Annotated in this window: 24 protein-coding genes, 1 pseudogene and 1 riboswitch; of the genes and pseudogenes, 16 read left to right on the top strand and 9 right to left on the bottom strand. The window is 71.2% G+C overall.

What is annotated here, in order from left to right; all coding sequences use genetic code 11:
* Nucleotides 1-47 precede the first annotated feature (47 nt).
* From ACFVHO_RS04605 to ACFVHO_RS04625, 5 genes are all read left to right on the top strand, one after another.
* Nucleotides 48-818 (top strand): enoyl-CoA hydratase/isomerase family protein, encoded by a 771-nt coding sequence (locus ACFVHO_RS04605; RefSeq protein ID WP_385710120.1) that lies wholly within the window; start codon nt 48-50, stop codon nt 816-818.
* Between the two features lie 263 nt (nt 819-1,081).
* Complete coding sequence (locus tag ACFVHO_RS04610) at nt 1,082-1,585, top strand: ATP-binding protein (protein WP_385710123.1); 504 nt, start codon at nt 1,082-1,084, stop codon at nt 1,583-1,585.
* A gap of 385 nt (nt 1,586-1,970) precedes the next feature.
* On the top strand, nt 1,971-2,753 hold the full coding sequence (locus ACFVHO_RS04615) for a polysaccharide deacetylase family protein (RefSeq protein ID WP_385710126.1): 783 nt from the start codon (nt 1,971-1,973) through the stop codon (nt 2,751-2,753).
* The gene (locus ACFVHO_RS04620) at nt 2,753-3,973 is read left to right on the top strand and encodes a hypothetical protein (RefSeq protein WP_385710129.1); all 1,221 of its coding nucleotides are present in this window, start codon (nt 2,753-2,755) and stop codon (nt 3,971-3,973) included. The genes ACFVHO_RS04615 and ACFVHO_RS04620 overlap by 1 nt, the downstream gene beginning before the upstream one ends.
* A 98-nt stretch (nt 3,974-4,071) precedes the next feature.
* On the top strand, nt 4,072-5,007 hold the full coding sequence (locus ACFVHO_RS04625; RefSeq protein WP_385710132.1) for a LysR family transcriptional regulator: 936 nt from the start codon (nt 4,072-4,074) through the stop codon (nt 5,005-5,007).
* Between the two features lie 2 nt (nt 5,008-5,009).
* Here the strand turns inward: ACFVHO_RS04625 and ACFVHO_RS04630 are convergent, their stop codons facing one another.
* Nucleotides 5,010-5,774 carry an SDR family NAD(P)-dependent oxidoreductase gene (locus ACFVHO_RS04630; RefSeq protein WP_385710135.1) on the bottom strand — a complete coding sequence of 255 codons (765 nt, stop codon included), beginning with the start codon at nt 5,772-5,774 and terminating at the stop codon, nt 5,010-5,012.
* Nucleotides 5,775-5,830: 56 nt separating this feature from the next.
* Nucleotides 5,831-6,886: an alkene reductase gene (locus ACFVHO_RS04635; RefSeq protein ID WP_385710611.1), complete on the bottom strand. Its 1,056-nt coding sequence runs from the start codon at nt 6,884-6,886 to the stop codon at nt 5,831-5,833.
* A gap of 269 nt (nt 6,887-7,155) precedes the next feature.
* Here ACFVHO_RS04635 and ACFVHO_RS04640 point away from each other — a divergent pair, with 269 nt between their 5' ends.
* Nucleotides 7,156-7,368 carry an EF-hand domain-containing protein gene (locus ACFVHO_RS04640; RefSeq protein ID WP_030358919.1) on the top strand — a complete coding sequence of 71 codons (213 nt, stop codon included), beginning with the start codon at nt 7,156-7,158 and terminating at the stop codon, nt 7,366-7,368.
* 76 nt (nt 7,369-7,444) lie between these two features.
* Here the strand turns inward: ACFVHO_RS04640 and leuA are convergent, their stop codons facing one another.
* Entirely contained in the window at nt 7,445-9,226 is a 1,782-nt protein-coding gene (gene leuA, locus ACFVHO_RS04645) for a 2-isopropylmalate synthase (protein WP_385710138.1), read from the bottom strand.
* A gap of 145 nt (nt 9,227-9,371) precedes the next feature.
* Between leuA and ACFVHO_RS04650 the strand changes: the two genes are divergently transcribed.
* The 3 genes from ACFVHO_RS04650 to nadE all read left to right on the top strand — a co-directional run bounded on the left by ACFVHO_RS04650 (nt 9,372) and on the right by nadE (nt 12,008).
* Nucleotides 9,372-10,082, top strand: a complete 711-nt coding sequence (locus tag ACFVHO_RS04650; protein ID WP_385710141.1) for a FadR/GntR family transcriptional regulator — start codon at nt 9,372-9,374, stop codon at nt 10,080-10,082.
* An 89-nt stretch (nt 10,083-10,171) separates the two neighbouring features.
* Nucleotides 10,172-11,128, top strand: coding sequence for a class A beta-lactamase (gene bla / locus ACFVHO_RS04655; RefSeq protein WP_385710144.1), 957 nt, complete (start codon nt 10,172-10,174; stop codon nt 11,126-11,128).
* 49 nt (nt 11,129-11,177) lie between these two features.
* The gene (gene nadE, locus ACFVHO_RS04660) at nt 11,178-12,008 is read left to right on the top strand and encodes an ammonia-dependent NAD(+) synthetase (protein WP_385710147.1); all 831 of its coding nucleotides are present in this window, start codon (nt 11,178-11,180) and stop codon (nt 12,006-12,008) included.
* Nucleotides 12,009-12,012: 4 nt separating this feature from the next.
* On the opposite strand, the gene ACFVHO_RS04665 is transcribed toward nadE, so the two are convergent.
* Nucleotides 12,013-12,954 carry an AraC family transcriptional regulator gene (locus ACFVHO_RS04665; RefSeq protein WP_385710149.1) on the bottom strand — a complete coding sequence of 314 codons (942 nt, stop codon included), beginning with the start codon at nt 12,952-12,954 and terminating at the stop codon, nt 12,013-12,015.
* Between the two features lie 101 nt (nt 12,955-13,055).
* Here ACFVHO_RS04665 and ACFVHO_RS04670 point away from each other — a divergent pair, with 101 nt between their 5' ends.
* Both ACFVHO_RS04670 and ACFVHO_RS04675 read left to right on the top strand, forming a co-directional pair.
* Nucleotides 13,056-14,072, top strand: coding sequence for a zinc-dependent alcohol dehydrogenase family protein (locus ACFVHO_RS04670; protein WP_385710152.1), 1,017 nt, complete (start codon nt 13,056-13,058; stop codon nt 14,070-14,072).
* Between the two features lie 502 nt (nt 14,073-14,574).
* Nucleotides 14,575-14,880: pseudogene (locus ACFVHO_RS04675) on the top strand (endonuclease domain-containing protein); the annotation flags it as partial.
* Here ACFVHO_RS04675 and ACFVHO_RS04680 read toward each other — a convergent pair.
* Nucleotides 14,877-15,428, bottom strand: coding sequence for a glycoside hydrolase family 25 protein (locus ACFVHO_RS04680; protein ID WP_385710155.1), 552 nt, complete (start codon nt 15,426-15,428; stop codon nt 14,877-14,879). The pseudogene ACFVHO_RS04675 and the gene ACFVHO_RS04680 sit on opposite strands and share 4 nt — an antisense overlap.
* 244 nt (nt 15,429-15,672) lie before the next feature.
* On the opposite strand from ACFVHO_RS04680, the gene ACFVHO_RS04685 reads away from it, so the two are divergent.
* Nucleotides 15,673-16,551: a phosphatidylinositol-specific phospholipase C gene (locus ACFVHO_RS04685; RefSeq protein ID WP_385710158.1), complete on the top strand. Its 879-nt coding sequence runs from the start codon at nt 15,673-15,675 to the stop codon at nt 16,549-16,551.
* Nucleotides 16,552-16,583: 32 nt separating this feature from the next.
* Here ACFVHO_RS04685 and ACFVHO_RS04690 read toward each other — a convergent pair whose 3' ends face one another.
* From ACFVHO_RS04690 to gcvT, 4 genes are all read right to left on the bottom strand, one after another.
* Complete coding sequence (locus ACFVHO_RS04690; protein ID WP_385710161.1) at nt 16,584-17,954, bottom strand: L-serine ammonia-lyase; 1,371 nt, start codon at nt 17,952-17,954, stop codon at nt 16,584-16,586.
* A 160-nt stretch (nt 17,955-18,114) separates the two neighbouring features.
* On the bottom strand, nt 18,115-19,377 hold the full coding sequence (gene glyA, locus ACFVHO_RS04695; RefSeq protein WP_385710164.1) for a serine hydroxymethyltransferase: 1,263 nt from the start codon (nt 19,375-19,377) through the stop codon (nt 18,115-18,117).
* 25 nt (nt 19,378-19,402) lie between these two features.
* Nucleotides 19,403-19,780: a glycine cleavage system protein GcvH gene (gene gcvH / locus ACFVHO_RS04700; RefSeq protein WP_385710167.1), complete on the bottom strand. Its 378-nt coding sequence runs from the start codon at nt 19,778-19,780 to the stop codon at nt 19,403-19,405.
* A gap of 133 nt (nt 19,781-19,913) precedes the next feature.
* Nucleotides 19,914-21,038, bottom strand: a complete 1,125-nt coding sequence (gene gcvT / locus ACFVHO_RS04705; RefSeq protein WP_385710170.1) for a glycine cleavage system aminomethyltransferase GcvT — start codon at nt 21,036-21,038, stop codon at nt 19,914-19,916.
* A 165-nt stretch (nt 21,039-21,203) separates the two neighbouring features.
* Nucleotides 21,204-21,323, bottom strand: a riboswitch (glycine riboswitch).
* 143 nt (nt 21,324-21,466) lie between these two features.
* Here gcvT and ACFVHO_RS04710 point away from each other — a divergent pair.
* The 4 genes from ACFVHO_RS04710 to ACFVHO_RS04725 all read left to right on the top strand — a co-directional run bounded on the left by ACFVHO_RS04710 (nt 21,467) and on the right by ACFVHO_RS04725 (nt 25,768).
* Nucleotides 21,467-22,189: an AAA family ATPase gene (locus ACFVHO_RS04710; protein WP_385710173.1), complete on the top strand. Its 723-nt coding sequence runs from the start codon at nt 21,467-21,469 to the stop codon at nt 22,187-22,189.
* A 93-nt stretch (nt 22,190-22,282) separates the two neighbouring features.
* On the top strand, nt 22,283-23,134 hold the full coding sequence (locus tag ACFVHO_RS04715; RefSeq protein ID WP_385710176.1) for an enhanced serine sensitivity protein SseB: 852 nt from the start codon (nt 22,283-22,285) through the stop codon (nt 23,132-23,134).
* Nucleotides 23,135-23,577: 443 nt separating this feature from the next.
* The gene (locus ACFVHO_RS04720) at nt 23,578-24,393 is read left to right on the top strand and encodes an enhanced serine sensitivity protein SseB C-terminal domain-containing protein (RefSeq protein WP_385710179.1); all 816 of its coding nucleotides are present in this window, start codon (nt 23,578-23,580) and stop codon (nt 24,391-24,393) included.
* Nucleotides 24,394-24,763: 370 nt separating this feature from the next.
* Nucleotides 24,764-25,768: an ABC transporter permease gene (locus ACFVHO_RS04725; RefSeq protein ID WP_385710182.1), complete on the top strand. Its 1,005-nt coding sequence runs from the start codon at nt 24,764-24,766 to the stop codon at nt 25,766-25,768.
* The last annotated feature ends 102 nt before the right edge of the window (nt 25,769-25,870 follow it).

Consider the following 25,870-nt stretch of genomic DNA (forward strand, 5'->3'; position numbering starts at 1 on the left):
AGAGACAGTCCGCACGCCGCGTGCGGGGCACGGCTAACGTGCCCCGCATGACAACTGTGCATCTCGAAGTCGCCGAGGGCGTCGGCACGATCCGCCTCGACCGCCCCCCGATGAACGCCCTGGACATCGCGCTCCAGGACCGCCTGAAGGACCTCGCGGCGGAGGCGACCGCCCGCGACGACGTGCGGGCCGTCGTCCTCTACGGCGGCGAGAAGGTGTTCGCGGCGGGCGCGGACATCAAGGAGATGCAGGACATGGACCACGCGGCGATGATCGTGCGGTCCCGGGCCCTGCAGGACTCCTTCACCGCCATCGCCCGCATCCCCAAGCCGGTCGTGGCCGCCGTCACCGGCTACGCCCTCGGTGGCGGCTGCGAACTGGCGCTGTGCGCCGACTTCCGCATCGCCGCCGAGGACGCCAAGCTGGGCCAGCCCGAGATCCTGCTCGGCCTGATCCCGGGCGCGGGCGGCACCCAGCGGCTGCCGCGGCTCGTCGGCCCGGCCAAGGCCAAGGACCTGATCTTCACCGGCCGCATGGTCAAGGCCGACGAGGCGCTGACCATCGGCCTGGTGGACCGGGTCGTGCCCGCCGCCGAGGTGTACGAGCAGGCGCACGCGTGGGCCGCGAAGCTCGCCCAGGGTCCGGCGTTCGCGCTGCGGGCCGCCAAGGAGAGCGTGGACGCGGGTCTGGAGGCGGACATCGACACCGGCCTCGCCATCGAACGCACGTGGTTCGCGGGCCTGTTCGCCACCGAGGACCGTGAGCGGGGCATGCGCAGCTTCGTGGAGGACGGCCCCGGCAAGGCGAAGTTCCGCTGAAGTCAGGCCAGTTGAAGGCCCGTCAGCCAAAGTGTCCCCCGAAGGAGCGGTTTATGGCAGGCTTAAGACAACCTTAAGGCCGGGCCCTTGTAGGCGCTCCGTGATCACCTGTGAGCGAGAAGTCATCGCAGGTGGGGGCGGGTGCCGCAGGGGTCGAACTGCCGTAGGCATATGCCTGGACAGCCCCCCGGAATGGAAGCTTCCGGGGGGCTTATTCCGTCGGAACGGCCCCAATGCGGTCGCGGGGCGGCCATGATGGGGGCATGGCGGGGCAGGAGGGTTTCGAACAGCCGCAGCGGCGCACGGGCGCGACCGCGGCGCGCTGGTCTCCGGCGGTGGAGGACGAACACGCGCTGAAGGCGCTGGAGTTGTTCGGCAACCCCACCGACGCCGAGGTCCCGCTCCCCTCCCGCCCGGAGTCCGCGGCCATCGCCCGCCGCCTCGCGCAGGTGGTCGTCCTGCGCCACTGGGGCCTGACGCCCAAGCTCACCGAGGACGTCGTCCTCCTGGTGTCCGAGCTCGTCGGCAACGCCGTGCGGCACACCGGCGCCCGCGTCTTCGGTCTGCGCACGCTGCGGCGGCGCGGCTGGATCCGGGTGGAGGTGCGCGACCCCTCGCGGGGGCTGCCGTGCCTGATGCCCGTCCATGAGCTCGACGTCAGCGGCCGCGGGTTGTTCCTCGTCGACAAGCTCGCCGACCGCTGGGGCGTGGATCTGCTGCCGCGGGGCAAGACGACCTGGTTCGAGATGCGGATCACCGACCGCTGACGGCCGCGTCCGGGGCTCGTACGCGAAAGCCCCCGGGGCCGTGGGTGCGGCGCTGTCGGGGGCCTTCGGGCGGGACCGTGAACGATTGGGGTGTGTTCACGGCCGCGAAGACGACATAGCTCGGGTCAAGGAGAGTCGCTCGTCCCCGACTATGACAGGCGGGCGCCACCGATCCAAAACTCTCAATCCGGTCATATCGCATCAAGCCATGACAGTTTAAAGGTGAATCCTTGGTGAGATAGAGCACTTGCCTTGTAAACGATGGCTAAACGATGGCTGTGCGAGGCGATGGGAAGGGCTCATGGGGCCCTCCTGGTCCAGGCCAGCGACCCGCAAAGGTCCTGAATCGGGTCAATCATCGGCTTTCGCCACCGATCCCCATTAAATGGTCCCCGTGACTGAGCGTGCAGACGGGACCGACCGCCGCCGAGTACTGCGCACATCGGTGGGTCTGGCCCTCGCCGGCGCCCTCACCGCCGGCTGCTCCACCACGGAGCACCGGAACAAGCCCCGCCCCACCGGATCCCCCCACCGCGACCCCGCCCCCGGCCCCCGCGGCTTCCCCGGCCTGCCCGTCCAGATCGCCCACAGCCCCCGCGGCCGCCCCGAGGTCGCCCTCACCTTCCACGGCCAGGGCGACCCCGGCACCGCCCGCGCCGTGCTCGCCGAGGCCGAACGCGCGGGCGCCCGCGTCACCGTCCTCGCCGTCGGCAGCTGGCTCGACGCCCACCCCCGGATGGCCCGCCGCATCCTCGACGGCGGCCACGACCTCGGCAACCACACCCTGAACCACCGGGACATCAACGCACTGCCCGAGCGGGCCGCGTACGCGGAGATCACCGGCTGCGCCGACCGGCTGCGGCGGCTCACCGGCGGCATCGGCAACTGGTTCCGGCCCTCGCGCGCCCAGCGGGCCAGCCCGCTCGTCGCCCGCCTCGCGCGCCGCGCCGGTTACCCGCACGTCTTGTCGTACGACGTCGACTCCCTGGACTTCACCTCGCCCGGCGCCGCGGCCGTCACCCGCACCGTCGCCGCCGAGGTCCGCGCGGGCTCCGTGGTGAGCCTGCACTTCGGGTACGCGGACACGGTCGCCGCGCTCCCCGCCGTCCTCGACGAACTCCACCGCCGCGGCCTGCGCGCGGTCACGACCACGGAGCTGCTGACCTGATGACCCGCACTCGAACTCGCACCCGCACCCCGCTGCCCCTCACGCTGACCCGGCGGACCGCCGTGCTGCTCGCCGCCGGGACCGCCGTCGCCGCCGCCCTCGCCGGCTGCGGCACCGAGCAGGCCGACCGGCAGAACAAGGCCCTGTCCACCAAGGCCGTGCCCGAGCCCGCCAAGCCGAAGGCGGTCCAGGGCCTGCCCGGCATGCCGCCCGTCCTCGACCCCAAGGACGTCTACGCCGCCGACCGCCCGAACAAGCTCTCCCCGGTGGTCAAGGACTTCCCCGCGCGCGTCTACGTCCCCAACACCAACTCCAACACCGTCTCCGTCATCGACCCCAAGACGTACGAAGTCATCGACACGATCAAGGTCGGCGTCCAGCCGCAGCACGTCGTGCCGTCCTGGGACATGAAGACGCTCTGGGTCAACAACAACCGCGGCCACACGCTCACGCCCATCGACCCCAGGTCCGGCAAGGCGGGCAAGCCCGTCGAGGTGCACGACCCGTACAACCTCTACTTCACGCCGCACGGCAAGTACGCCGTCGTCATGGCCTCCCTCGACCGCGAGCTCGTCTTCCGCGACCCGCACACCATGAAGCGCGTCAAGACCGAACCGGTGAGCTGCTACGGCGTCAACCACGCCGACTTCTCCCTCGACGGCCGCTACTTCATCGTGTCCTGCGAGTTCTCCGGCGAACTCCTCAAGGTCGACACCGAGAAGATGAAGGTCGTCGGCCAGCAGAAGCTGCCCTTCAAGGGCGCCATGCCGCAGGACGTCAAGGTCTCCCCTGACGGCAAGCGGTTCTACGTCGCCGACATGATGGCCGACGGCATGTGGGTCCTGGACGGCGACACCTTCTCCAAGCCCGAACTGCTGCCCACCGGCAAGGGCTGCCACGGCCTGTACGTCAGCAGGGACTCGCGCGAGATGTACGTCTCCAACCGCGGCGAGGGCTCGGTGTCGGTCTTCGACTTCACCAGGAACAAGCTGACCAAGAAGTGGCACCTGCCCGACGGCGGCAGCCCCGACATGGGCGGCGTCTCCGCGGACGGCAAGGTCCTGTGGCTGTCCGGGCGCTACGACTCCGAGGTGTACGCCATCGACACCCGCACCGGCGTCCAGCTCGCCCGCATCCCCGTCGGCGGCGGCCCGCACGGCCTGGCCGTGTATCCGCAGCCGGGCCGCTACTCACTGGGGCACACCGGCATCTTCCGCTGAGCGGCTCGCGGCGTCGGCGGGCGGCCGTCGTTCAGAGAGTGTGAACGATGCGGCAGAATCGTGTACATCGGCTGTGTGATCAAGGGGGGATCAGTCGGATGATGGAACGCGCCGAGATGGAGATATTCCTGACGCTCGCGGAGGAGCTGCATTTCGGCCGCACCGCCGCCCGCCTGCACGTGTCGCCCGCCCTGGTCACCCAGACGGTCCAGAAGACCGAGCGGCGGCTCGGGGTGGCGCTGTTCGCGCGGACCAGCAGACGCGTCGCGCTGACCGAGGTCGGCGAAGGGCTGCGCGACGAACTGCGGCCGTTGTACGAGGGCATCAGGCGGGCGCTCGATCGCGCGGAGCTCGCCGGACGCGGCATCACCGGCACGATCACCGTCGGGTTCATGGGCAGCCAGAGCGGACGCTGGGTGGGGGCCGCCCGTGAGGTGTTCGAGCTGCGGAACCCGGAGTGCGGCGTACGCATCGTCGAGACCCAGCTGCACCACCACGTGGCGCAGTTGCGCGACGGCACCGCCGATCTGCTGCTGATCACGCTGCCCGCCGACGAGCCGGACGTGACGGTCGGCGCGGTGGTCACGCACAGCACCCGATATCTGGCCGTGGCCGCGAACCACCGCCTCGCGGGGCGCGAAGCGGTGTCGTTCGAGGACCTGGCGGGCGAGACCTTCATCTCCGTGGCCGGGACGGTGCCCGCCGAGTGGGCCGACTTCCACATGCCCCGGCGGACGCCCGGCGGGCAGCCGATCGGCAGGCACGGCGATCCGTGCGACACCTACGCCGAGGCCCTGGCCCTGGTCGCGACCGGGCGGGCCATTGTGCCCGGCGACGCCCAACTGCCGCTGCTGTACCAGCGGCCGGACCTCCGCTTCCTCCCGGCCCCCGACATGCCGCCGGTCGAGCAGGGCCTGGTGTGGCGGACCCGCGACGACGCCGACAAGCGCGTGCGGGCCTTCGCCGACGTCGTCCTTGAGATCGCGCCCCCGCTGGCGCCGCCCGGGACGACTTCCGTCCCGGGCGGCGCGTGAGCTCAGAGGACCTTCAGGAGCCCGCCGTCGATGACGTAGTCGCTGCCGGTGACGTACGAGGCGGCCGGGGAGCTGAGGAAGGCGATCACGTTGGCGACCTCCTGCGGGGTTCCCCAGCGCCCCAGGGTGACCTTGATCTGGTCGGGCAGGTCGGTCATGACCTGCTGGAAGTCCGCGCCACGGGCCTGGCTCACGCGCGGGCCGTACTCGTCCCACAGCGGGGTGCGGATCAGGGCGGGCGAGACGGTGTTCACCCGGATCCCGCGCGGCCCCAGCTCGTCGGCGAGCCCCTTGCCGAAGGCGGTCAGCGCGGACTTGGACGTTCCGTACCAGTGCGGGCCGGACGCGGGCCAGTGTGCGACGCTGGTGGAGACATTGACGACGGACTCGCGCAGCAGCGGCACCAGCGCACGGGTGATCCGCACGGTCCCGAAGAAGTTCAGCTCGAACGCCCGCTGCCAGGTGGCGTCGTCAAGGTCCGGCAGCGGCCCCAGGTCCAGGCCCGCAAGACCGCCGACGCCGTTGACCAGCAGATCGACATGGCCCCATTCTCTCTCGGCGACCCGCCGCAGCTCCTCGACGCCTTCGGGAGTGAGGAGGTCCGCCTCCACGGTCACGGCCCCGGTGTCCTTCAGCTCGGCCGAGACCGTGCGGTCCGCACCGAGCACCTTGACGCCCTCGGCGATCAGAGTGCGCACGACCGCGCCCCCGATGCCGCCGCTGGCGGCCGTCACCACGGCGGTCTTGCCCTTGAGCTGCAGATCCATGACTTCTCCTTGTGTTGTGCGCGGGATGGTGCGCGGGTGGTACGGGAAAGGTGGGGTCAGCGGTGTGCGTCGAGCGTCGGATAGTCGGTGTAACCGCGCTCGTCACCGCCGTAGAAGGTGGCCTTGTCGGCCGTGTTGTACGGCCCTTCGGCCCGGACGCGGGCGGGCAGGTCGGGGTTGGCGAGCCACATCTCGGCGAGCGCGACGGCGTCGGCGAGACCGTCGCGCAGGGCCTCAGCGCCGATCTCCGGCGTACTGGGGAAGGACTCGGCGTCCGGGTGCGCGCACAGGATCAGCAGGCCGGGCCACTCGGCGCGGATCAGCCGGGTGACGTCGCGGGTGAGGATCTCCAGGACGTGCAGATACGCGAGCGGAGTCGGCGCGAGCGCGCGCACGAGGGCGACGTACAGCTCGGTGGTGTCGCTCTCGCTGATCCCGTTGTAGGTGATGCCGGGCGAGATCCGCACCCCGACCCGCTCCGGACCGATCGCGTCGGCGACCGCAGCGACCACCTCGGCGGTGAACCGGATGCGGTTCTCGACGGAGCCGCCGTACGCGTCGGTCCGCGTGTTCGCGCCGTCGGCGAGGAACTGGTGGAGCAGGAACCCGTTGGCGGCGTGCAGCTCGACACCGTCGAAGCCCGCCTCCACCGCGTTGCGCGCGGCCGTGACGAAGTCCCCGACCGTCTCGCGGATGTCGTCGACGGTCATCTCGCGCGGCGTCGGATGGTCGAGCATGCCGTCGGCGCTGAACATCTGCTCGCCGGACGCGATCGGGGACGGGCCGACCGGGAGCGCGCCGTCCGCGTACAGGCTCGGGTGCCCGATCCGCCCGCAGTGCACGAGCTGGGCGAACATCCGGCCGTCCGCGGCGCGCACGGCGTCCGTCACCACGCGCCACGCCCCGACCTGCTCGTCGGTGTGCAGGCCCGGCGTCAGGATGTAGCCCTGCCCCAGCTCGTTGACCTGCGTCGCCTCGGTGATGATCAGGCCCGCCGACGCGCGCTGCGCGTAGTACTCGGCGGTCAGCCGCGACGGCACACCCCGCTCGTCCGCGCGGCTGCGTGTCATCGGCGCCATCACCAGACGGTTCGGCAGCTCCAGTTTGCCCATGGTCAACGGTTCGAAGTACCCCGCCACGACGTCACTCCTCCATGAAGAGGCCCCCGCCACGGTCGAGGCGGAGGCACTCGTCAAAGGTCGCCGTGCGGCGCGGCCGGAACAACGCGAGATATCGCAAGAATCCCGACGCGCGACTGAATGATCGGCAGCGGTGCGCTGGCCACGGCCGTACTCATTGCGATCGTCACCCGGTCCGGCCGTTACCCTGACCTCCGTCAGTAATGCAGAACGCAGTAGTGCGGAACGAAGGGGCGGACCCGGTGGCGGACATCGAAGAGGCACGCAAGCAGTTCGAGCGGTTCGACGCGGACGGCGACGGATTCATCACGGCCGCGGAGTACAAGCAGGCCATGGCGCAGATGGGGGACTGGAACGTCACCGAGTCGGTCGCCGAGGCCATCATCAAGTCCAAGGACGCCAACGGCGACAAGCTGCTGTCCTTCGACGAGTTCTGGGCGAGCCTGAACAAGTAGCGCGCGGCACGGCCGCCCCGCGCCCGGAAGGGGCCGCACCCGGTGTCCGGGGTGCGGCCCCTTCGCGCATCCCGCCTCAGCCCCCCGCCCGGTTCACCGCCGACACCACCGCCTGGACCGAAGCCGCAAGGAGCGAGGTGTCCACGCCCACGCCCCAGACGTCCGGCCCCTCGGCGCGGCTCGTCCCGTCGGCCGCGCCCGCCCCGGTCGCCCCGCCGACCCGGCACCGCGCGTACGCCGCCGCCTCGCTCGCGCCGCCCGACGCGAGGGCGTGCTCGCTGTAGTCGAGGACGTCCACGGCGACCCCCGCGGCGGCCAGCGCGTGCACGAACGCGGACAGCGGGCCGTTGCCGAAGCCCTCGAAGTCGCCCGTCCTGTCCCCGACCCGGAGCGTGCAGACGCAGCGGTGGGCGCCGTCCGCGGCGGTGTCCGTCGTCCAGGAGAGCAGGGACACCGCACCCCCTGAGCCCGGTCGCCCCGGCTCCAGATACGCCGTGCGGAACAGCGCGTACAGCTCGTCGGGGCTCGCCTCGCCGCCGCTGTCGTCGGTCGCCTCCTGCACCACCCGCGAGAAGTCGCGGCGCAGCCCCGAGGGCAGGTCGAGGCCGTGGTGGGTGCGCAGCAGATACGCCGTACCGCCCTTGCCCGACTGGGAGTTGACGCGGATCACGGCCTCGTACGAACGCCCGATGTCGGCCGGGTCGATCGGCAGGTACGGCACGCTCCAGGGTGCCTCGCGCGGCTCGACGCCCAGGTCGGCGGCCTGCTTGGCGTGGTGGGCGAGGCCCTTGGCGATGGCGTCCTGGTGGGTGCCGGAGAACGCGGTGTGGACGAGGTCGCCCGCGTACGGGTGGCGCGGGTGCACCGGCAGGCGGTTGCAGTGCTCGACGGTCGCGCGGACCGCGTCGATGTCGGAGAGGTCGAGCATCGGGTCGACGCCCTGCGCGTACAGGTTCAGGGCCAGCGTCACCAGGTCGACGTTGCCGGTGCGCTCGCCGTTGCCGAACAGACAGCCCTCGACGCGCTGCGCGCCCGCGAGCACCGCGAGCTCGGCGCAGGCGACGCCGGTGCCGCGGTCGTTGTGCGGGTGCACGGAGAGGATGACGGAGTCGCGGCGCGCCAGGTTCCGGTGCATGTACTCGATCTGGTCGGCGTACACGTTGGGCGTGGCGATCTCCACGGTCGCCGGGAGGTTGTGCGTCACCGGGCGGTCCGGGCTCGCGTCCCACAACTCGGTCAGCCCGTCGCAGAGTTCGAGGGCGAAGTCGGGCTCGGTGAGGTTGAAGGTCTCCGGTGCGAACTGGAACCGGATGTGCGCGCCGGGGCGGGCGTCGGCGAGGCGGGCCATGTGGGCGGCGGCCTCCGTGACGGTGGCGCGCACGGCGGCGCGGTCCCGGCCCAGGACGACGTCGCGCCACACCGGCGAGGTCGGGATGTACAGGTGGACCACCGCCCGCGGCAGCCCGTCGATCGACTCGAAGGTGCGGTCGATCAGGTCGGTCCGCGCCGGGGTGAAGACGACGGGCGTGACGTCGTCCGGCACGGCGCCCGCGCGCACCCGCTCGACGAGATGGCGTACGAAGTCGAAGTCCGCGCGGCTCGCCGACGGATAGCCGACCTCGATCTCCTTGAAGCCCATCGACACGAGCAGCTCGAAGAAGCGGTGCTTGCGCGCGGTGTCCATCGGCTCGGCGAGCGCCTGGTTGCCGTCGCGCAGGTCGACGGGGACCCACAGCGGGGCGCTCTCGATCCGTGCCGAGGGCCAGCCGCGGTCGGGGGCGAGGACGGTGACCCGGTCCTCGTGGGAGCGGTAGCGGTGGAAGGGCATCGGTCCGGGGCGCTGCGGGTTCCAGATCATGCGGAGCACCCTAAACACACCTCAGGTCCTCAGACAAGTACTCCTCAGACAAGTACACTCGGCGTACGCTCCTGACGCCCGCAGGCCGACAACAGACGGACCAGGCGTGCGTTCCCGACGCCGCAGACAGACAGGTGACCCCCGCATGCCGCTCGGCTCCCTCCGCCCCAGCCCTCTCGTCGAACAGGCCACGGAGCGGCTGCGCGAACAGATCACCACAGGTCACTGGCCCGTCGGCAGCAAACTCCCCGGCGAGACGACCCTCGCCGGAGAGCTCGGCGTCGGCCGCTCCACCGTCCGCGAGGCCCTGCGCGCGCTCGCCGGGGCCGGCCTCGTGCAGGCACGGCAGGGCGCCGGGGTCTTCGTCATCGCCGCGGCACCGGCCGAGGACTGGCCGACCCGGCTGCGCAGGGCGAAGATCGGCGACGTGTACGAGGTGCGGATGCTGGTCGAGGTGCAGGCGGCCCGGCTCGCGGCCACCCGCCGCACCCCCGCCGACATCCGGGCGATGCACGCCGCGCTCGCCGCCCGCACGGCCGCCGCCCCCGCCGCCGACGCCGCGTTCATCGACGCCGACATCGCCCTGCACGCGTCCGTCGTCGCCGCCGCCCACAACCCCGTCCTCACCGACCTGTTCGGCGAGTTCGTGCCCGCCCTGCGCGAGGGGCTCATCGCGCTGCTCGACCTCATCGACATCCGCCGGGCGGAGTCCGACCACGGCGACGAGGCCCACGAGGCGCTGGTCCGGGCGGTCGAGGCGGGGGACCCGGAGGTGGCGGAGCGGGTGGCGCTCGCCGAACTGCGGGCCACGTTCGGGAAGTTGACGGGGATCGGTGGCGAGGACGGCCGGGGCTGAGGGGGCCGGGGCGGACGCCGGGCGGGGCGGGGCCGAAGGTATCGTTCGCCTCAGCTCGTTGTGTTCGCAAAGCCTGACGGGGGATGGTCATGACGTCGTCGCCGCGCTCGGCCCTGACGCGCCGCGGATTCCTGGGAGCGGCGACGCTGGTCCCGCTGGCCGCCTGCTCCAGCGACGACGACCCGGTCACACGCCCCCGCGGCACGGCCCCGACCGAGTCTCCGTCGGCCTCCGCGCCCGACGCCCGCCGCCACCGCCGCCGATTCGCCGACCTGGAGCGGGAGTTCGACGCCCGCCTCGGCGTCTACGCCCTCGACACCGGCACCGGCACCACCCTCGCCCACCGCGCCGACGAGCGGTTCGCGTTCTGCTCGGCCTTCAAGGCCCTCGCCGCGGCGGCGGTCCTCGACGGCAACCCGCTGTCCCACCTCGACAAGCGCGTCACGTACAGCAGAGCCGACCTCATGAAGCACGCGCCGGTCACCGCGCGCCACGTCGACACCGGCATGACCATCCGGCAGCTGTGCGACGCCGCCATCCGCTACAGCGACGGCACCGCCGGGAACCTGCTGCTCCGCGACCTCGGCGGCCCCGACCGCCTGACCGCGTACGCCCGCGGCCTCGGTGACAAGGTCACGCGCATGGACCGCGTCGAACCCGCGATCACCCAGGCCACCCCCGGCGACCCCCGCGACACCAGCTCGCCCCGGGCCTTCGGCGGCACGTACCGGAAGATCGTCCTCGGCGACGCGCTCGCGGGGCGGAAGCGCGCCTTCCTCCTCGACCTCCTCAAGCGCAACGCCACCGGCGCCGAGCGGATCAAGGCCGGACTGCCGCGCGGCTGGACCATCGCCGACAAGACCGGCACCGGCGACTACGGCACCCTCAACGACATCGCCGTCCTCTGGCCCCCGAAGTCCGCGCCGCCCCTGCTCCTCGCGGTCATGACGAGCAAGACGGCGAAGGACGCCCCGTACGACCAGGCGCTGCTCGCGGAGGCCGCCGCCTACGTGACGTCCGTACTGCCCGGAAAGACCCCCCGGTAGGGCTCGGTAGGGTGGACGGCACATCGTGAACCGGAACAAGGAGCCAGACGTGAGCGAGTCGGCGGCCATCGCCCTGCAGCAGGAGATCGCCCGGGAACTCCAGGTGGCCGAGGTCTTCGAGGCCGAGCGCGAGATCGAGCGCCGGGTGGCGTTCCTCGCCGAGCGGCTGACCACCACGGGCCTGCGCTCCCTCGTGCTCGGCATCAGCGGCGGCGTCGACTCCACCACCACCGGACGGCTCTGCCAGCTCGCCGTCGAGCGGGCCCGCGCCGCCGGGCACGAGGCCCGCTTCCACGCGATGCGGCTGCCGTACGGCGTCCAGGCCGACGAGCACGACGCCCAGCTCGCGCTCTCCTTCATCCAGGCCGACGACGTGCTGACCGTGGACATCAAGCCCGCGAGCGACGCCGCCCTGGACGCCTCCCTCGCCGCCGGAGCGCGCTTCCGCGACGCCCACCACCAGGACTTCGTGCACGGCAACATCAAGGCCCGGCAGCGCATGATCGCCCAGTACGCGGTCGCCGGTGCGCACGACGGCCTCGTCGTCGGCACCGACCACGCCGCCGAGGCGGTCTCCGGCTTCTTCACCAAGTTCGGCGACGGCGCCGCCGACCTGGTCCCGCTCACCGGCCTCACCAAGCGCCGGGTGCGCGCCGTCGCGGACGCCCTCGGCGCCCCGGCCGAGCTGGTGTGGAAGACCCCCACGGCCGACCTGGAGACCCTCGACCCGGGCAAGGCCGACGAGGACGCCCTCGGCGTCACCTACGACGACGTCGACGACTTCCTTGAGGGCAAGCCGGTGGACGCGCGCGCCTTCGACACCATCGTCCGCCGCTACCGCCTCACCGACCACAAGCGGCAGCTGCCCGTCGCACCCTGAGGGACTACGCGCTCCGCCCCCTGCGGTACCGCCCCGGCGACACCCCGAACTCCCGCTTGAACGCCTTGGCGAACGCGAACTCCGAGGCGTAGCCGCTGCGTTCCGCCACCACGCGCAGAGGCGTGTCCTCCGTGCGCAGGAGGCGGCCCGCCGTCGTCATCCGCCACCACGTCAGGTACGTGAGCGGGGGCGAGCCCACCGTCGCCGCGAACCGGCGGGCGAACGGGGCCCGCGAGAGCCCGCCGAGCGCACCCAGCTCCGCCACCGTCCACGGGTGCGCGGGGTCGGCGTGCACGGCCCGCAGCGCCGCCGCCACCGCCGGGTCGGCGAGCGCCGCCGCCCACCCCGTCGGATGTCCGGTGCCGTGCCGCTTGCCCAGCCACCAGGCCCGCAGGATGTACAGCAGCAGCGTGTCGAGCAGCGCCGACACGATGGTGTCCGAGCCCGGCTTCGGCTCGTCCAGCTCCGCGCCGAGCAGCTCCACGGCCGCGCGCAGCGAACCGTGGGCGCCCACGCGGGCAGGCAGGTGGATCACCTCGGGCAGCTCGGCCAGGAGCGGGTGGGCGCGGGCGCGGTCCAGGCGGTAGGCGCCGCAGAGGAGCACCGCGGCGGGCGGCTCGCCCGGCGCCGTGTCCGGCAGCCGCTCGGGCGGCAGCGGCCAGGACCCGTCCGGCTCCAGCTCGAACCGGTCCAACGGCACGCCCGGCCCGCTCATCAGGGCGTGCCCGCTGCCGTGCGCGACGAACGCGATGTCCCCCGGCGCGAGCGCGATCGGCTCCGCCCCCTCCCGCCCCGGCACCAGCCAGGCCGACCCGCGCAGCAGCACATGGAACCCGGCCCCGCTGGACTCCCCGAACCGCGCGCCCCACGGCGCGTACTTGTCCCAGATCGCGGAGTGCGGCCGCCCCAGCCGCATGGCGGCGATCGCGTCACTCAGTACGTCCATGTCCGAACGGTAGCGGGCACGCCGAGCAGCGAGACGCACGGACAGAAAACCGAGATCGACGAGCATGGTTCGTCTCGCGGACGCTGCCTAGCGTGTGAGCCATGACGACAACGACCGCACCGCCCACATCAACTACCGCCCAGGCAGTGCTCTTTGACGAGACCGGCGGACCCGAGGTCCTGAAGGTGCGCGAGGTGGAACTCCCCGCCCCGGGCCCGGACGACGTCCTGATCCGCGTCGAGGCACTCGGCCTCAACCGCGCCGACGCCCTCTTCCGCTCCGGCACCTACTACTACCCGCCCACCCTGCCCGCCTCCCGCAACGGCTACGAGGCCGCGGGCGTCATCGAGGCGGTGGGCGCGGACGTGACGGCGTTCGCACCCGGCGACACCGTCCTCACCACCGGCAACTTCGAGCTCAGCGCCCACGGCGTGTACGCGGACCGCGTCGTGCTCCCGCAGCACGCGGTCGCCCGGCGCCCCGCCGACGTCGACGCGGTCACGGCGGCCGCCGTCTGGCTCACGTACACCACCGCCTACGGCGCCCTGCACCTGCGCGCGGGAATGCGCCCCGGCGACCACGTCCTGATCACCGGCGCGTCCAGCGGGGTCGGCACGGCGGCTCTCCAGGTCGCACGCCGAGCGGGCGCGACCCCCATCGCCACCACCCGCACCGAGGCCAAGCGCCGCGAACTCCTCGACCTGGGCGCCGAACACGTCATAGTCACCGACACGGAAGACGTTACGAAGGAAACGAAACGCCTCACCGAAGGCCGAGGCGCCGACATCGTCCTGGACGCGATCGGCGGCCCCGCCTTCCGGGCCCTCGGCGAGGCCGCCACGGAGAACGCCACCTACGTCCTCTACGGCTGGCTCGACAGCCGCCCCGCCACCATCCCGATGACCTGGCCCGTAACCGTCCACGGCTACAACAACGCCCTGGTCACCGACACCCCCGACGCCCGCCGCCGCGCCGCCGCCTACCTCAACTCGGGCCTACGGGACGGCACCCTGCGCCCCAGGATCGCGCAGGTCTTCGACGGCCTCGACCGCATGCCGGACGCCCACCGCCTGATGGAGACGAACACCCACATCGGCAAGATCGTGGTGCGGCCGTAGCCGCTGTGCCCCTGGGGCGCTTTGGGGTGTCGCCGTAACCCAGGGGCAATCGATCCGTTAATCGATATATGAGTAAATGTTCTGCACGTGGTGGCGATTGGGTATGCGACCGGACCTCTGACCGGTATCGACTGACCAGGGGGCTGTGCATGGGGCACTATCGGCAAGCACAGAGCGGCAAGACCCTGACGCGTATCCACTTCGCCCGAGCTGCACCGGCTGCCCACCCGGGGTGCCGCTTCGAAGGATGTGACCGGAGGCTGGTAGCCAAAGGGCTCTGCAACGGCCACTACCAGCAGCACAGAACGGGGAAGCCGTTGGCCCCGCTTCGGCGGAAGCGGGGCAATTCCACCCTTGCAGCGACCATCGAGAGTGGAACGGCTGACTGCCTCGGATGTGGTGAGAAGAAGCCGTTACGGGAGTTCGTCTCCACAAGGCCTCCGGTCTACCGAGGCCATACTGCAAAGCGTGCAATGCGGAGTACGTCCGCCTCAGCCACTACAACTTGACGCGGGAGTTCCTTGACCAGCTCTGGCTATATCAGCAAGAGGTCTGTGCCATCTGTGAGACCACTGACGTGACGGGGGTGCGTGGCTTGCACATTGATCACGATCATGCCTGCTGCAAAGGGCGTCGAAGCTGCGGAGCTTGCGTGCGAGGCCTCGTGTGTTCGAACTGCAATGCCTACGCTCTTGCCTGGTATGAGGCTCTCCCGCCCAGGCTACGCACTTTCGACCTGCTCGACGGCTATCTCGCCAACCCGCCGGCAAAGCTGCTCCGGCAGGAGCAGCTCGCCCAAGGCGGCTAGGGAGTGGCCCAGTCCCGCATCGCGTCCTCGCTCGCGAAGTCCGCCACGTTCTTGTCCAGCGGCGTCGACGTGTACTGGTGGATGCGCCACTTGGCCTGGATACGGGGCTTGCCCGCAGTTACATAATCGGCGATCCAGAGGCCGTCTCCCGCGAATGACGTGACGTCGTGGTTCAGCCAATAATCTCGATTACAGTACAAGATCGTCCGATGGTTGGGGCGCAGTCGCTTCACCTCCCTGATGAAGCGGTCCTTTTCCGTATTCGTCGCCGTCGTGCCGTCGCCGGTCCTTTCCCAGTCCACCGCCAGGAAATCCCCCGCCTTCTCCGGCGCCTTGCTCACGAAGTACTCGGCCTGGGCGGTGATGTTGCCCGGCCACAGGAAGTGGTAGAAGCCGACGACGCAGCCGCCGTCGCGGGCGAGTTTCGTCTGGGCGGTGAGGCGGGGGTTGATGTAGGAGCGGCCCTCCGTCGCCTTGATGATGACGAAGGAGAGTCCGTCGGTGGAGAAGGACGACTGGTGGGAGCTGACGTCGATGCCGCGCAGCATGGGGCCTCCAGCGGGGTGGGGGGAGTGGGTCCGGCGCCGGGGCCGTGGGGTGGCCGGGTCCGGCGCGTGACGGGTGGTTGGTTTCGGGTCTGACGGGTGAACGGTCAAAGGTTGACTGTTACTTGACCGTTCCCCGTGAGGGGATGGTTCCACCCTCGTACTGGCGTTCCTTGCCTCCGTGCGTGTATGGAGTACGGGCACGCGCGTCCGCCACCACCCCCCACTCACGGATACGGGATCCCACATGCCCCTGACCCGCCGCGCCTTCCTCACCGGCGCCACGGCCACCGCCGCCACCGCCCTCCTCACCGCCCCCGCCTCCGCCAGGAGCCGCACGCGTGCTCTCGGCGTGCAGAACTGGATGGCGGGCATCGACGCGGGGACACCGTTGCAGCGCCTCACGATTCCCGGGACGCACGACTCGGGCGCCCGCTTCGGCGGCTGGTGGGTGGAGTGCCAGAACACCACGCTGGGGCAGCAACTGGGCTCCGGCATACGGTTCCTGGACATCCGGTGCCGGGCCTTCGAGGGGTCCTTCACCATCCACCACGGCGCGTTCTACCAGAACCTGAATTTTGACGACGTGCTCGGCGCGTGCCGGGACTTCCTGCGCGGGCAACCCACGGAGACCGTGCTGATGCGGGTCAAGCAGGAGTACTCGGAGGCCGACGACGGGGCGTTCCGGGCGATCTTCGACGACTATCTGGACCGGCGCGGCTGGCGCTCCCTGTTCCACATCGGGAACGCCTGGCCGCGCCTCGGCGACGTACGCGGGAAGGTCGTCCTCATCGCCGACAATGGCGGCCTGCCCGGCGGCATCCGCTGGGGCGACGGCGGCCTCTTCGACATCCAGGACGACTACAACGCGGTGCCCGCCGCCAAGTTCCCCAAGGTCGAGGCGCACTTCAGGAAGGCCGCGGCCCAGCCCGGCAAGCAGTACATCAACTTCGTCAGCACGGCCGCCGCGATCCCGCCGCGCTGGAACTCCGACGACCTCAACCCGAGGACGCACACCCTCCTGGAGAGCGCGGAGGGACGCGGCTGGCGCGGGCTCGGGATCGTCCCGATGGACTATCCCAACACCCGCGCCGGACTCGTGGAGTCACTGATCGCGCACAACTAGCCGCGGCCGCGGTGAGCGGCGTGCGGCGGGGCTCAGCACTCGATGATGTTCACGGCGAGCCCGCCGCGCGCCGTCTCCTTGTACTTCACGCTCATGTCGGCGCCGGTCTCCTTCATGGTCTTGATGACCTTGTCGAGGGACACCTTGTGGCTGCCGTCGCCGCGCATCGCCATCTTCGCGGCGGTCACGGCCTTCACGGCCGCCATGCCGTTGCGCTCGATGCACGGGATCTGGACGAGCCCGCCGACCGGGTCGCAGGTCAGGCCGAGGTTGTGCTCCATGCCGATCTCGGCGGCGTTCTCGACCTGCTCGGGGGAGCCGCCGAGGACCTCGGCGAGGGCGCCCGCGGCCATCGAGCAGGCGGAGCCGACCTCGCCCTGGCAGCCGACCTCGGCGCCGGAGATGGAGGCGTTCTCCTTGAAGAGCATGCCGATGGCGCCCGCCGCGAGCAGGAAGCGGACGACGCCCTCGTCGTCGGCGCCGGGCACGAAGTTCATGTAGTAGTGCAGGACGGCGGGGATGATCCCGGCGGCGCCGTTCGTCGGGGCGGTGACCACGCGGCCGCCCGCGGCGTTCTCCTCGTTCACCGCCATCGCGTACAGCGTGATCCACTCCATGGCGCGGGCCTGCGGGTCGCCCTCGGCGCGCAGCTGCCGGGCCGAGTTCGCGGCGCGGCGGCGGACCTTCAGACCGCCGGGCAGGATGCCCTCGCGGGACATGCCCCGGGACACACAGGCCTGCATGACGCGCCAGATGTCGAGGAGGCCCTCGCGGATCTCGTCCTCGGTGCGCCAGGCCTTCTCGTTCTCCAGCATCAGCGCGGAGATGGAAAGGCCGGTCTCGGAGGAGAGGCGGAGCAGTTCGTCGCCGGTGCGGAAGGGGTACTTCAGGACGGTGTCGTCGGGGACGATCGGGTTCTCCCCGGCCACCGCGTCCTCGTCGACGACGAAGCCGCCGCCCACCGAGTAGTACGTCTTCTCCAGGACGAGGGCGCCGTCGGTGTCGTACGCGAAGACGGTCATGCCGTTCGCGTGGTACGGCAGGGCCTTGCGGCGGTGCAGGATCAGGTCGGCGTCGAAGTCGAAGGCGATGTCGTGCATGCCGAGGACGTTCAGGCGGCCCGTGGACTTGATCTCCTCGACGCGGTCGTCCGCGGACTCCACGTTCACGGTGCGCGGGGACTCGCCCTCGAGGCCGAGCAGGACGGCCTTGGGGGTGCCGTGGCCGTGGCCGGTGGCACCGAGGGAGCCGTACAGCTCCGCGCGTATCGAGACGGTGTGGGCCAGCAGGCCCTCGTTCTTGAGGCGGCGGGCGAACATGCGCGCCGCGCGCATCGGGCCGACCGTGTGGGAGCTGGACGGGCCGATGCCGATCGAGAACAGGTCGAAGACCGAGATGGCCACGGGAGAACTCCAATGATGGGTGGTAGACGCCTTTGTCCGCCGGGTGGTGCGGGGGCAGTGCTGAGCGTGCGGGGAACGTGGTGCGGGGCACCACGCGCACTGTCCTCATGTCCAGTGTGCGCGGTGCCCCGGAAGTCCGTACCAACTAAAGCGTACGAAACTACTTCAGGCCGGGGTACAGCGGGTGCTTCGCGGCCAGAGCGGACACCCGGGCCTTGAGGGCCTCGGCGTCGAAGTCCGGCTTCAGGGTCTCGGCGATCACGTCCGCGACCTCGCGGAAGTCCTCGTCCTGGAAGCCGCGGGTGGCCAGGGCCGGGGTGCCGATCCGCAGGCCTGAGGTGACCATCGGGGGCCGCGGGTCGTTCGGGATGGCGTTGCGGTTGACCGTGATGCCGACCTCGTGGAGGCGGTCCTCGGCCTGCTGCCCGTCCAGCTCGCTGTTCCGCAGGTCGACCAGGACCAGGTGCACGTCCGTGCCGCCGGACAGGACGTCCACGCCGACGGCCTTGACGTCGTCCCGCACCAGGCGCTCGGCCAGGATGCGGGCGCCGTCCAGGGTGCGCTGCTGGCGCTCCTTGAAGTCGTCCGAGGCGGCGACCTTGAAGGAGACGGCCTTGGCCGCGATCACGTGCTCCAGCGGGCCGCCCTGGAAGCCGGGGAAGACCGCGGAGTTCAGCTTCTTCGCGAAGTCCTTGTTGCGGGCCAGGATGATGCCGCCGCGCGGGCCGCCGAGGGTCTTGTGCGTGGTGGAGGTGACCACGTCCGCGAACGGCACCGGGTTCGGGTGCAGCCCGGCGGCGACGAGACCGGCGAAGTGCGCCATGTCGACCCACAGGTACGCGCCGACCTCGTCGGCGATCCGGCGGAACTCGGCGAAGTCGAGCTGGCGCGGGTAGGCGGACCAGCCCGCGATGATCACCTTGGGGCTGTTCTCCTTGGCCAGGCGCTCGACCTCGGCCATGTCGACCAGGCCGGCCTCGTCCACGTGGTACGCGACCACGTTGAACTGCTTGCCGGAGAAGTTCAGGCGCATGCCGTGGGTGAGGTGGCCGCCGTGCGCCAGGTCCAGGCCGAGGATCGTGTCGCCGGGCTTGGCGATGGCGAAGAGGGCGGCCTGGTTCGCGGAGGCGCCGGAGTGCGGCTGGACGTTGGCGTACTCGGCGCCGAACAGGTCCTTGACCCGGTCGATGGCGATCTGCTCGGTCACGTCCACGTGCTCGCAGCCGCCGTAGTAGCGGCGGCCGGGGTAGCCCTCGGCGTACTTGTTGGTGAGGACGGTGCCCTGGGCCTCCATGACGGCGACCGGAGCGAAGTTCTCCGAGGCGATCATTTCGAGGGTGGACTGCTGGCGGACGAGCTCGGCGTCGACGGCGGCGGCGACGTCCGGGTCGAGCTCGTGCAGAGGGGTGTTCATAAGCGTCATCGGAAGATCAGTCCTTACGCCGTGGTCAGCTGCCGGAGAAGGCGGTGTACTCGTCCGCGGAGAGCAGGTCGCCCGGCTCCTCGGCGACGCGCACCTTGAACAGCCAGCCGCCCTCGAAGGGGGCCGAGTTCACCAGGGACGGGTCGTCCACGACGTCCTGGTTGGCCTCGACGACCTCGCCGCTGACCGGCGAGTACAGGTCGCTGACCGACTTGGTCGACTCCAGCTCGCCGCAGGTCTCGCCCGCGGTGACCGTGGTGCCTGCGGCCGGGAGGTCGGCGTAGACGACGTCACCGAGCGCGTTGGCCGCGAATTCGGTGATGCCGATCGTGGCGACACCGTCCTCGGTGGCCGACAGCCACTCGTGCTCCTTGCTGTAACGCAGCTGCTGGGGGTTGCTCATGGCCTGAATTCTCCTGTACGCGGGCGAGTGCTGATGAACGTGGGTCTTACGGACTGAGACGGACGTGTGTCACCACGGGCGCCGACGGGACGCGGAAGGCGTCCGCGGCTCGCGCGAGGACGGCGCCGCCGGGCTACTTCTGGCGCTTGTAGAACGGCAGCGCGACGACTTCGTACGGCTCGTGCGTACCGCGGATGTCCACACCCACGCCCGCCGTGCCGGGGGCGGCGTGCGCCGCGTCGACGTACGCCATCGCGATCGGCTTGCCGAGGGTCGGGGACGGTGCGCCGGAGGTGACCTCGCCGACGACCTGGCCGTCGGCGACCACGCTCATGCCCGCGCGCGGGACCCGGCGGCCCTGGGCGATCAGGCCGACGAGCTTGCGCGGGGGAGCGGCCTCGGCGCGCTCGGCGGCGGCGCGCAGCGCCTCGACGCCCACGAAGTCGTCCGCGTGGGTCGTCTTGTCGAACTTGACGACCCGCCCCAGACCGGCGTCGAACGGCGTGAGGGCCGTCGTCAGCTCGTGCCCGTACAGCGGCATGCCCGCCTCCAGGCGCAGCGTGTCGCGGCAGGACAGGCCGCAGGGGACCAGGCCCACCGGGGCGCCGGCCTCGGTCAGCGCCCGCCACAGCTGCTCGGCGTGCTCGGGGGCCACGAACAGCTCGAAGCCGTCCTCGCCGGTGTAGCCGGTGCGGGCGATCAGGGCGGGGACGCCCGCCACGGTGCCGGGCAGGCCCGCGTAGTACTTGAGGCCGTCGAGGTCGGCGTCCGTGACCGCCTTCAGGATGCCGGGGGACTCGGGGCCCTGGACGGCGATGAGGGCGTAGGCGTCGCGGTCGTCGCGGATCACGGCGTCGAAGCCGCCGGCGCGCTCGGTCAGCGCGTCGAGGACGACCTGGGCGTTGCCCGCGTTGGCGACGACCATGTACTCGGTCTCGCCGAGGCGGTAGACGATCAGGTCGTCGAGGATGCCGCCGTCGGCCTGACAGATCATGGTGTAGCGGGCGCGGCCGACGCCTACGGAGCCGATGTTGCCGACGAGCGCGTGGTTGAGCAGGTCCACCGCCGCGGGTCCCGTGACCGTGATCTCGCCCATGTGGGAGAGGTCGAAGAGACCGGCGCGGGTGCGGACCGCGTTGTGCTCGTCGCGCTCGCTGGCGTACCGCAGCGGCATGTCCCAGCCCGCGAAGTCGGTCATGGTCGCACCGAGGTCGCGATGCAAGGCATCCAGGGCGGTGTGGCGTGAGGTATTGCTCATCAGTACTGGCTCCCGGGGCATGACGGGCGAGGTCGATCCTCCCCATCTGTCATCGAACCTGAGAGGTTCACCACGTCCCGTGCGTATGACGGGGCATGACTTGCACCTTGGGTGGAGCCGCCCCTGTGGCCAGTGACCGGGGATCGACCCGCTTTTCAGATGTGCCTCGCCCGCGCGGTACGGGGCCTGAGAGATTCAAGGGAGGAACTTGCTCCTTCGGCGCCCCGGGACGACGTCCGCGTCAGAGTGCGGTCACGTCTCCGGGAACTCTCCCGCGCGGATTCAAGCGGCCGGTATGGAGTTGGCGCGCACATCATTGCACGCGCCCCCGCTTCACGACAGCAGCAACTTCTTCACGACGGCGGTAACCGCGGAATGCCCTTGTGCGGCATTACCGTCTCTTTACACTCAACGGAGAAGTACTGGGGATGAGTGACGTGACCAGCATGGGGAGGCCGATCACGGTGCACAGGAGCGGTGCTTATGCGACCACCACGGGTGCGGCGCCGCCCGGGAGCGACGTGGTGCCGCCGCAGCCCGGTGCGCCCGTGCGCGAGAGCCTCGGGTACTTCCCCCGGCCCGTCGTGCGCGACCTCAGGGACCGGGCCCGGCGCGGCCCGCGCCGCCTGGTGTTCGCCGCGCACGACGTCGTGGTCGTGTCCGGGCTGCCCGGCAGCGGCAAGTCCACGCTGATGCGGCGCGCGGTGGCGGGGCCGCGCGTGGACTCCCAGGACACCCGGGACCGCTGGGCGGCCCGCATGCCCCGGCTCCTGCCGTACGCGCTCTACCGCCCCCTGGTCCGCCTCGCGCACTACGCGGGCCTGCGCCGGGCGCTGCGCTCGGGCGCGGGCGTCGTCGTGCACGACTGCGGTACGCAGCCGTGGGTGCGCCGCTGGCTGGGCCGCGCGGCGGCCCGGCGCGGCGCGACGCTGCACCTCCTCCTGCTCGACGTGCCCGTCGAGGTCGCCCTCGACGGGCAGCGGGAGCGCGGCCGGGGGGTCTCCCGGTACGCCTTCGCGCGGCACCGCAGGACGGTCGGCCGTCTCGTCCGCGCCGCCGAGCGGGGCGACCTGCCCCGGGGGTGCGGCTCGGCGGTGCTGCTCGACCGGGAGGCGGCGGGGGCGCTGCGGGAGATCGGGTTCGGGGGCTGAGGGGGCTGAGGGGGCGGTGCCGCGAGGCTCCCCGTTAGGGTCGGGCCCGCAGTACAGGAGTACGGCAGAGCGCAGAGCAGGGGTCGAGGACACATGAACTATCCGGGGGACTACCCGGGGGACGTCCCGGGCGGCATGGCGGGCGGCATTCCGGCACAGGGCCCGGGCCCGGGACCGGACCAGGGTCATCCGCACGGGCACCCGCACGAGGGCTGGCCGGCGAACGAGCTGGAGGAGGTCCTCGCCGCCTCGCTCGGTGCCCCGCCTTCGGACGCGGTGGGCGCCCGCATCGTCGAGACGCTGGGCCGCGGCCGGGTCTGGGTCCCGCTCCCGTCCGGCGGCGGCCCCGACCAGGGCACGCTCGATCTGCCCACGCTGGAGATCGACGGCCAGGCGTACGTCCCCGTCTTCACGTCCGAGCAGCAGTTCCAGCAGGTCACGGGGGGCCGGATGAGCTGGACGGTGGCGCCCGCGGTGGAGTTCGCGCGCGGGCTCCAGCCGCAGCTCGGCATCGTCCTGAACCCCGAGGGCACGGTCGCCGTACCGCTGCCGCCGCCCGCCGTGGCCGCGCTGTGCCAGGTGGGACGCACCGAGCTGGACGGCCCCACGAGCGGCGGCCGGGTCCGCCTCTTCGAGCCGGACTGGAAGGAGGACCCGGTCGACTTCCTGGGCGCCGCGTCCCGCGAGTTCCAGGCGACCGGGGTGGTCCTGACGGCCCGCCGCTGCCTGGCCAGCGTCGAGGGCGAGGACCCGTCCCTGTTCGTCGGCGTGGAACTCTCCTCCTGGGAGGGCGACGCCCGCGAGGCCCCCATGCAGGCCCTGGCCCGCGCCCTCACCGCCTTCCCCCCTGCCTGGCCGGTCAACCTGGTCCTCCTGGACGTGGCCCAAGACCCGGTAGCCGACTGGCTCCGCACCCACATCCGCCCCTTCTACACCTCCCACTGACCCCCTGCCGCAGGCTCTCTCCCACCCGCCCGCCCCCGCCATTACTTCGGCCGGGGCGGTCCGCACCGCCTGCCCGGAGTACCTTCAGCCCGCCCCGTGCTTCCCAGCCCGTCCCGGCGAAGCCTTCGGCCTGCCCCCGGCGAAGTATCAGCCCGTCCGGCGTTTGAGGACGAGGCGCGGAGCGCCGATTCGACGGCGCCCCCGGCGGAGTTGAGGCGGATGGCCCCCCGGGGCCCGCAGAAACGGGTGGGCGGGTGGGATGGCGGCCACGCAGTGGCGGTACAGCTTCCGCAGCCCCGGTGGCGGGAAACAGGACCAACGCCCACCCCGAGCCCCGATCAAGGCGCCCACGCCAGAAGTAAGCTGGTTCCATTGACTCGGTCGGAGCACGGCCGTGCGGACAGGTCGAGCACGTCGGGCAAGTCGTGAAGGGGCGGTTACGGGTGAGTGCGTCGGGCACGGCCGCGGGCGACGGGGCCTCCCCTGTTCGAGCGCGCCCGCGAGCTTGGGGAAACGTCGAGCACATGCTGCGCCAGGTGGCACCGGGGCGCTACGACGCGTACGAGGCGCTGCTCGGAGCCCTCGCCGACGACCAGGTGTGGATGCTCCTGTGGCACGGCCAGTCGGGTTCCCCCGACGCGCAGTACGGCAACATGGAGGTCGAAGGACTCGGCTACGCCCCCTGCGTGACCTCCGCCCAGGAGCTCTCCGCGAGCGGCTGGAACCGCGGTTACGAGGTCCTCGGCGGCCTCGACGCGGCCCGCGCCCTGTACCCCGACCACTACGGCCTGTGGCTGAATCCGCACGCCCCGGGCGGCGGCGTCGGCATCCCCTGGCTGGACCTGCGCCGCATCGCCAGTGGCCTGGACCTGCAGCCCGCCGGGCCCCTGCGCCTGACCGACCCGGCCATCGAACTCCCGCAGTTCTACGCCCTGTTGAGCCAGAACGCCCACCGGACCCCGACGGTCCGCTCGCTGCGCCGCGCCTGGGTGCAGCCCGTGCTCGGCGCCCCGTACCTGGCCATCGGCCTCGATGTGTACGACACCTCGCCGGGCGCGGTGGACACGGTCCGCGCGATGATGCAGCAGTCCATCGGCGCCGTCCCCGAGGGCCTGCCGGTCTCCACCGTGGCGATGGCCGACCCGCACGACCCGGTGGCGATGTGGCTGCGCGCCAACGCCCGCCCGTTCTACGACCGCGACGCGCAGGCGGCTCCGGCCCCCGCCGCGGGCGGATACGGCTATCCCGCTCCGTACTAGAACAAAAGGGAACAAACCCCTCCGCACTGATCAGGACAGCGTCCGGTTTTCGCCGGTGCGGAGCCTGCTGATCAGCGCCGACGTGCGCGATGTCCCCCAATGGTGCCGGAGTGGCGGTATGGACCCCCGTGGCGCCTTGGCCCTGAAGTGCCCCGTGTTCGCCCGGCGTTCAGTCTCGTCCGGATAACGGAACACCTCGATCAGCATCACGGTTGCGCATCCATTCCCCGACAAGTCTGGTAACAGATCACGACCCCGTTGAAGACTCCCGCACCAAGGGGCCTTCGCCCCTGTGTACGACGGACGATTCACGTCGCTACAGCGGCAAGTGCGGGCCGGTCACCGCCGGTTGAGAGGGGTCCCTGCCACGATGACGGCGCCATTGCATGACACACCTGCGGACGCGAAACCCACCGAGGACGTCGCTCCCGCAGCTGGTGCGGGGGTGAAGAAGGTCGAGGGACGGTCGCTCAAGCAGATCGCCTGGAACCGACTCAAGCGGGACAAGGTCGCCCTGGCCGGCGGAATCACCGTGCTCGTACTGGTCCTGGTCGCGGTCTTCGCGCCCCTGATCGTCAGCCTCCTCGGTCACCCGCCGAACGACTTCCACCAGGACAAGCTGGATCCGCTGACCAACCTGCCCACGGGCTCGCTCGGCGGTGTGAGCAGCGACTTCCTGTTCGGCGTCGAGCCCAACAAGGGCCGCGACGTCTTCAGCCGGATCGTCTACGGGGCGCGCATCTCGCTGCTCGTGGCCTTCCTCGCCGCCGTGGTCGCGGTGGTGCTCGGCACGCTCTTCGGCATCATCGCCGGCTACTTCGGCGGCTGGGTCGACGCGCTGATCAGCCGTGTGATGGACGTGCTGCTGTCCTTCCCGCAGCTGCTCTTCATCATCTCCCTGGTCTCCGTGCTCCCGGACGATCTGCTCGGCCTGCAGGGCACGAGCGTGCGGGTGGCGATCCTGATCCTGGTGATCGGCTTCTTCGGCTGGCCGTACGTCGGCCGCATCGTCCGCGGCCAGACGCTCTCGCTGCGCGAACGCGAGTACGTGGAGGCGGCCCGCAGCCTCGGCGGCGGCCGACGCCACATCCTCTTCCGTGAGCTGCTGCCCAACCTGGTCGCGCCCATCACCGTCTACGCGACGCTGATGATCCCGACCAACATCCTGACCGAGGCCGCCCTCAGCTTCCTCGGCGCCGGCGTCAAGCCGCCGACCGCCTCCTGGGGCGGAATGCTCCGCGACGCCCTGGAGACGTACGAGCACGATCCGATGTTCATGGTCTTCCCCGGCGTGACGATCTTCATCACGGTGCTCGCCTTCAACCTCTTCGGGGACGGTCTGCGCGACGCGCTCGACCCCAAGGGAACCCGCTAGCAGTCCCCAACTGACTTGCCCCTGCCGCAGTCAGGTGGCTCTTTCCATGGTTCTCAGGCAGCTCATGGCCAGGGACCGCGAATCTCGGAGGTTTGCGACAAA

It is taken from the genome of Streptomyces sp. NPDC127108 (assembly GCF_042677545.1).
In the GTDB taxonomy this organism is placed as follows: domain Bacteria; phylum Actinomycetota; class Actinomycetes; order Streptomycetales; family Streptomycetaceae; genus Streptomyces.

Coding starts and splice junctions, on each gene's coding strand:
- ACFVHO_RS04625 (WP_385710132.1), top strand. CDS start 4,072: ATGATGGAACGCGCCGAGATGGAGATATTCCTGACGCTCGCGGAGGAG.
- leuA (WP_385710138.1), bottom strand. CDS start 9,226: ATGATCTGGAACCCGCAGCGCCCCGGACCGATGCCCTTCCACCGCTAC.
- ACFVHO_RS04685 (WP_385710158.1), top strand. CDS start 15,673: ATGCCCCTGACCCGCCGCGCCTTCCTCACCGGCGCCACGGCCACCGCC.
- ACFVHO_RS04715 (WP_385710176.1), top strand. CDS start 22,283: ATGAACTATCCGGGGGACTACCCGGGGGACGTCCCGGGCGGCATGGCG.
- ACFVHO_RS04620 (WP_385710129.1), top strand. CDS start 2,753: ATGACCCGCACTCGAACTCGCACCCGCACCCCGCTGCCCCTCACGCTG.
- ACFVHO_RS04665 (WP_385710149.1), bottom strand. CDS start 12,954: ATGGACGTACTGAGTGACGCGATCGCCGCCATGCGGCTGGGGCGGCCG.
- ACFVHO_RS04680 (WP_385710155.1), bottom strand. CDS start 15,428: ATGCTGCGCGGCATCGACGTCAGCTCCCACCAGTCGTCCTTCTCCACC.
- ACFVHO_RS04670 (WP_385710152.1), top strand. CDS start 13,056: ATGACGACAACGACCGCACCGCCCACATCAACTACCGCCCAGGCAGTG.
- ACFVHO_RS04650 (WP_385710141.1), top strand. CDS start 9,372: ATGCCGCTCGGCTCCCTCCGCCCCAGCCCTCTCGTCGAACAGGCCACG.
- ACFVHO_RS04630 (WP_385710135.1), bottom strand. CDS start 5,774: ATGGATCTGCAGCTCAAGGGCAAGACCGCCGTGGTGACGGCCGCCAGC.
- ACFVHO_RS04605 (WP_385710120.1), top strand. CDS start 48: ATGACAACTGTGCATCTCGAAGTCGCCGAGGGCGTCGGCACGATCCGC.
- gcvT (WP_385710170.1), bottom strand. CDS start 21,038: ATGAGCAATACCTCACGCCACACCGCCCTGGATGCCTTGCATCGCGAC.
- glyA (WP_385710164.1), bottom strand. CDS start 19,377: ATGACGCTTATGAACACCCCTCTGCACGAGCTCGACCCGGACGTCGCC.
- gcvH (WP_385710167.1), bottom strand. CDS start 19,780: ATGAGCAACCCCCAGCAGCTGCGTTACAGCAAGGAGCACGAGTGGCTG.
- ACFVHO_RS04725 (WP_385710182.1), top strand. CDS start 24,764: ATGACGGCGCCATTGCATGACACACCTGCGGACGCGAAACCCACCGAG.
- ACFVHO_RS04635 (WP_385710611.1), bottom strand. CDS start 6,886: ATGGGCAAACTGGAGCTGCCGAACCGTCTGGTGATGGCGCCGATGACA.
- ACFVHO_RS04615 (WP_385710126.1), top strand. CDS start 1,971: ATGGTCCCCGTGACTGAGCGTGCAGACGGGACCGACCGCCGCCGAGTA.
- bla (WP_385710144.1), top strand. CDS start 10,172: ATGACGTCGTCGCCGCGCTCGGCCCTGACGCGCCGCGGATTCCTGGGA.
- ACFVHO_RS04610 (WP_385710123.1), top strand. CDS start 1,082: ATGGCGGGGCAGGAGGGTTTCGAACAGCCGCAGCGGCGCACGGGCGCG.
- ACFVHO_RS04710 (WP_385710173.1), top strand. CDS start 21,467: ATGAGTGACGTGACCAGCATGGGGAGGCCGATCACGGTGCACAGGAGC.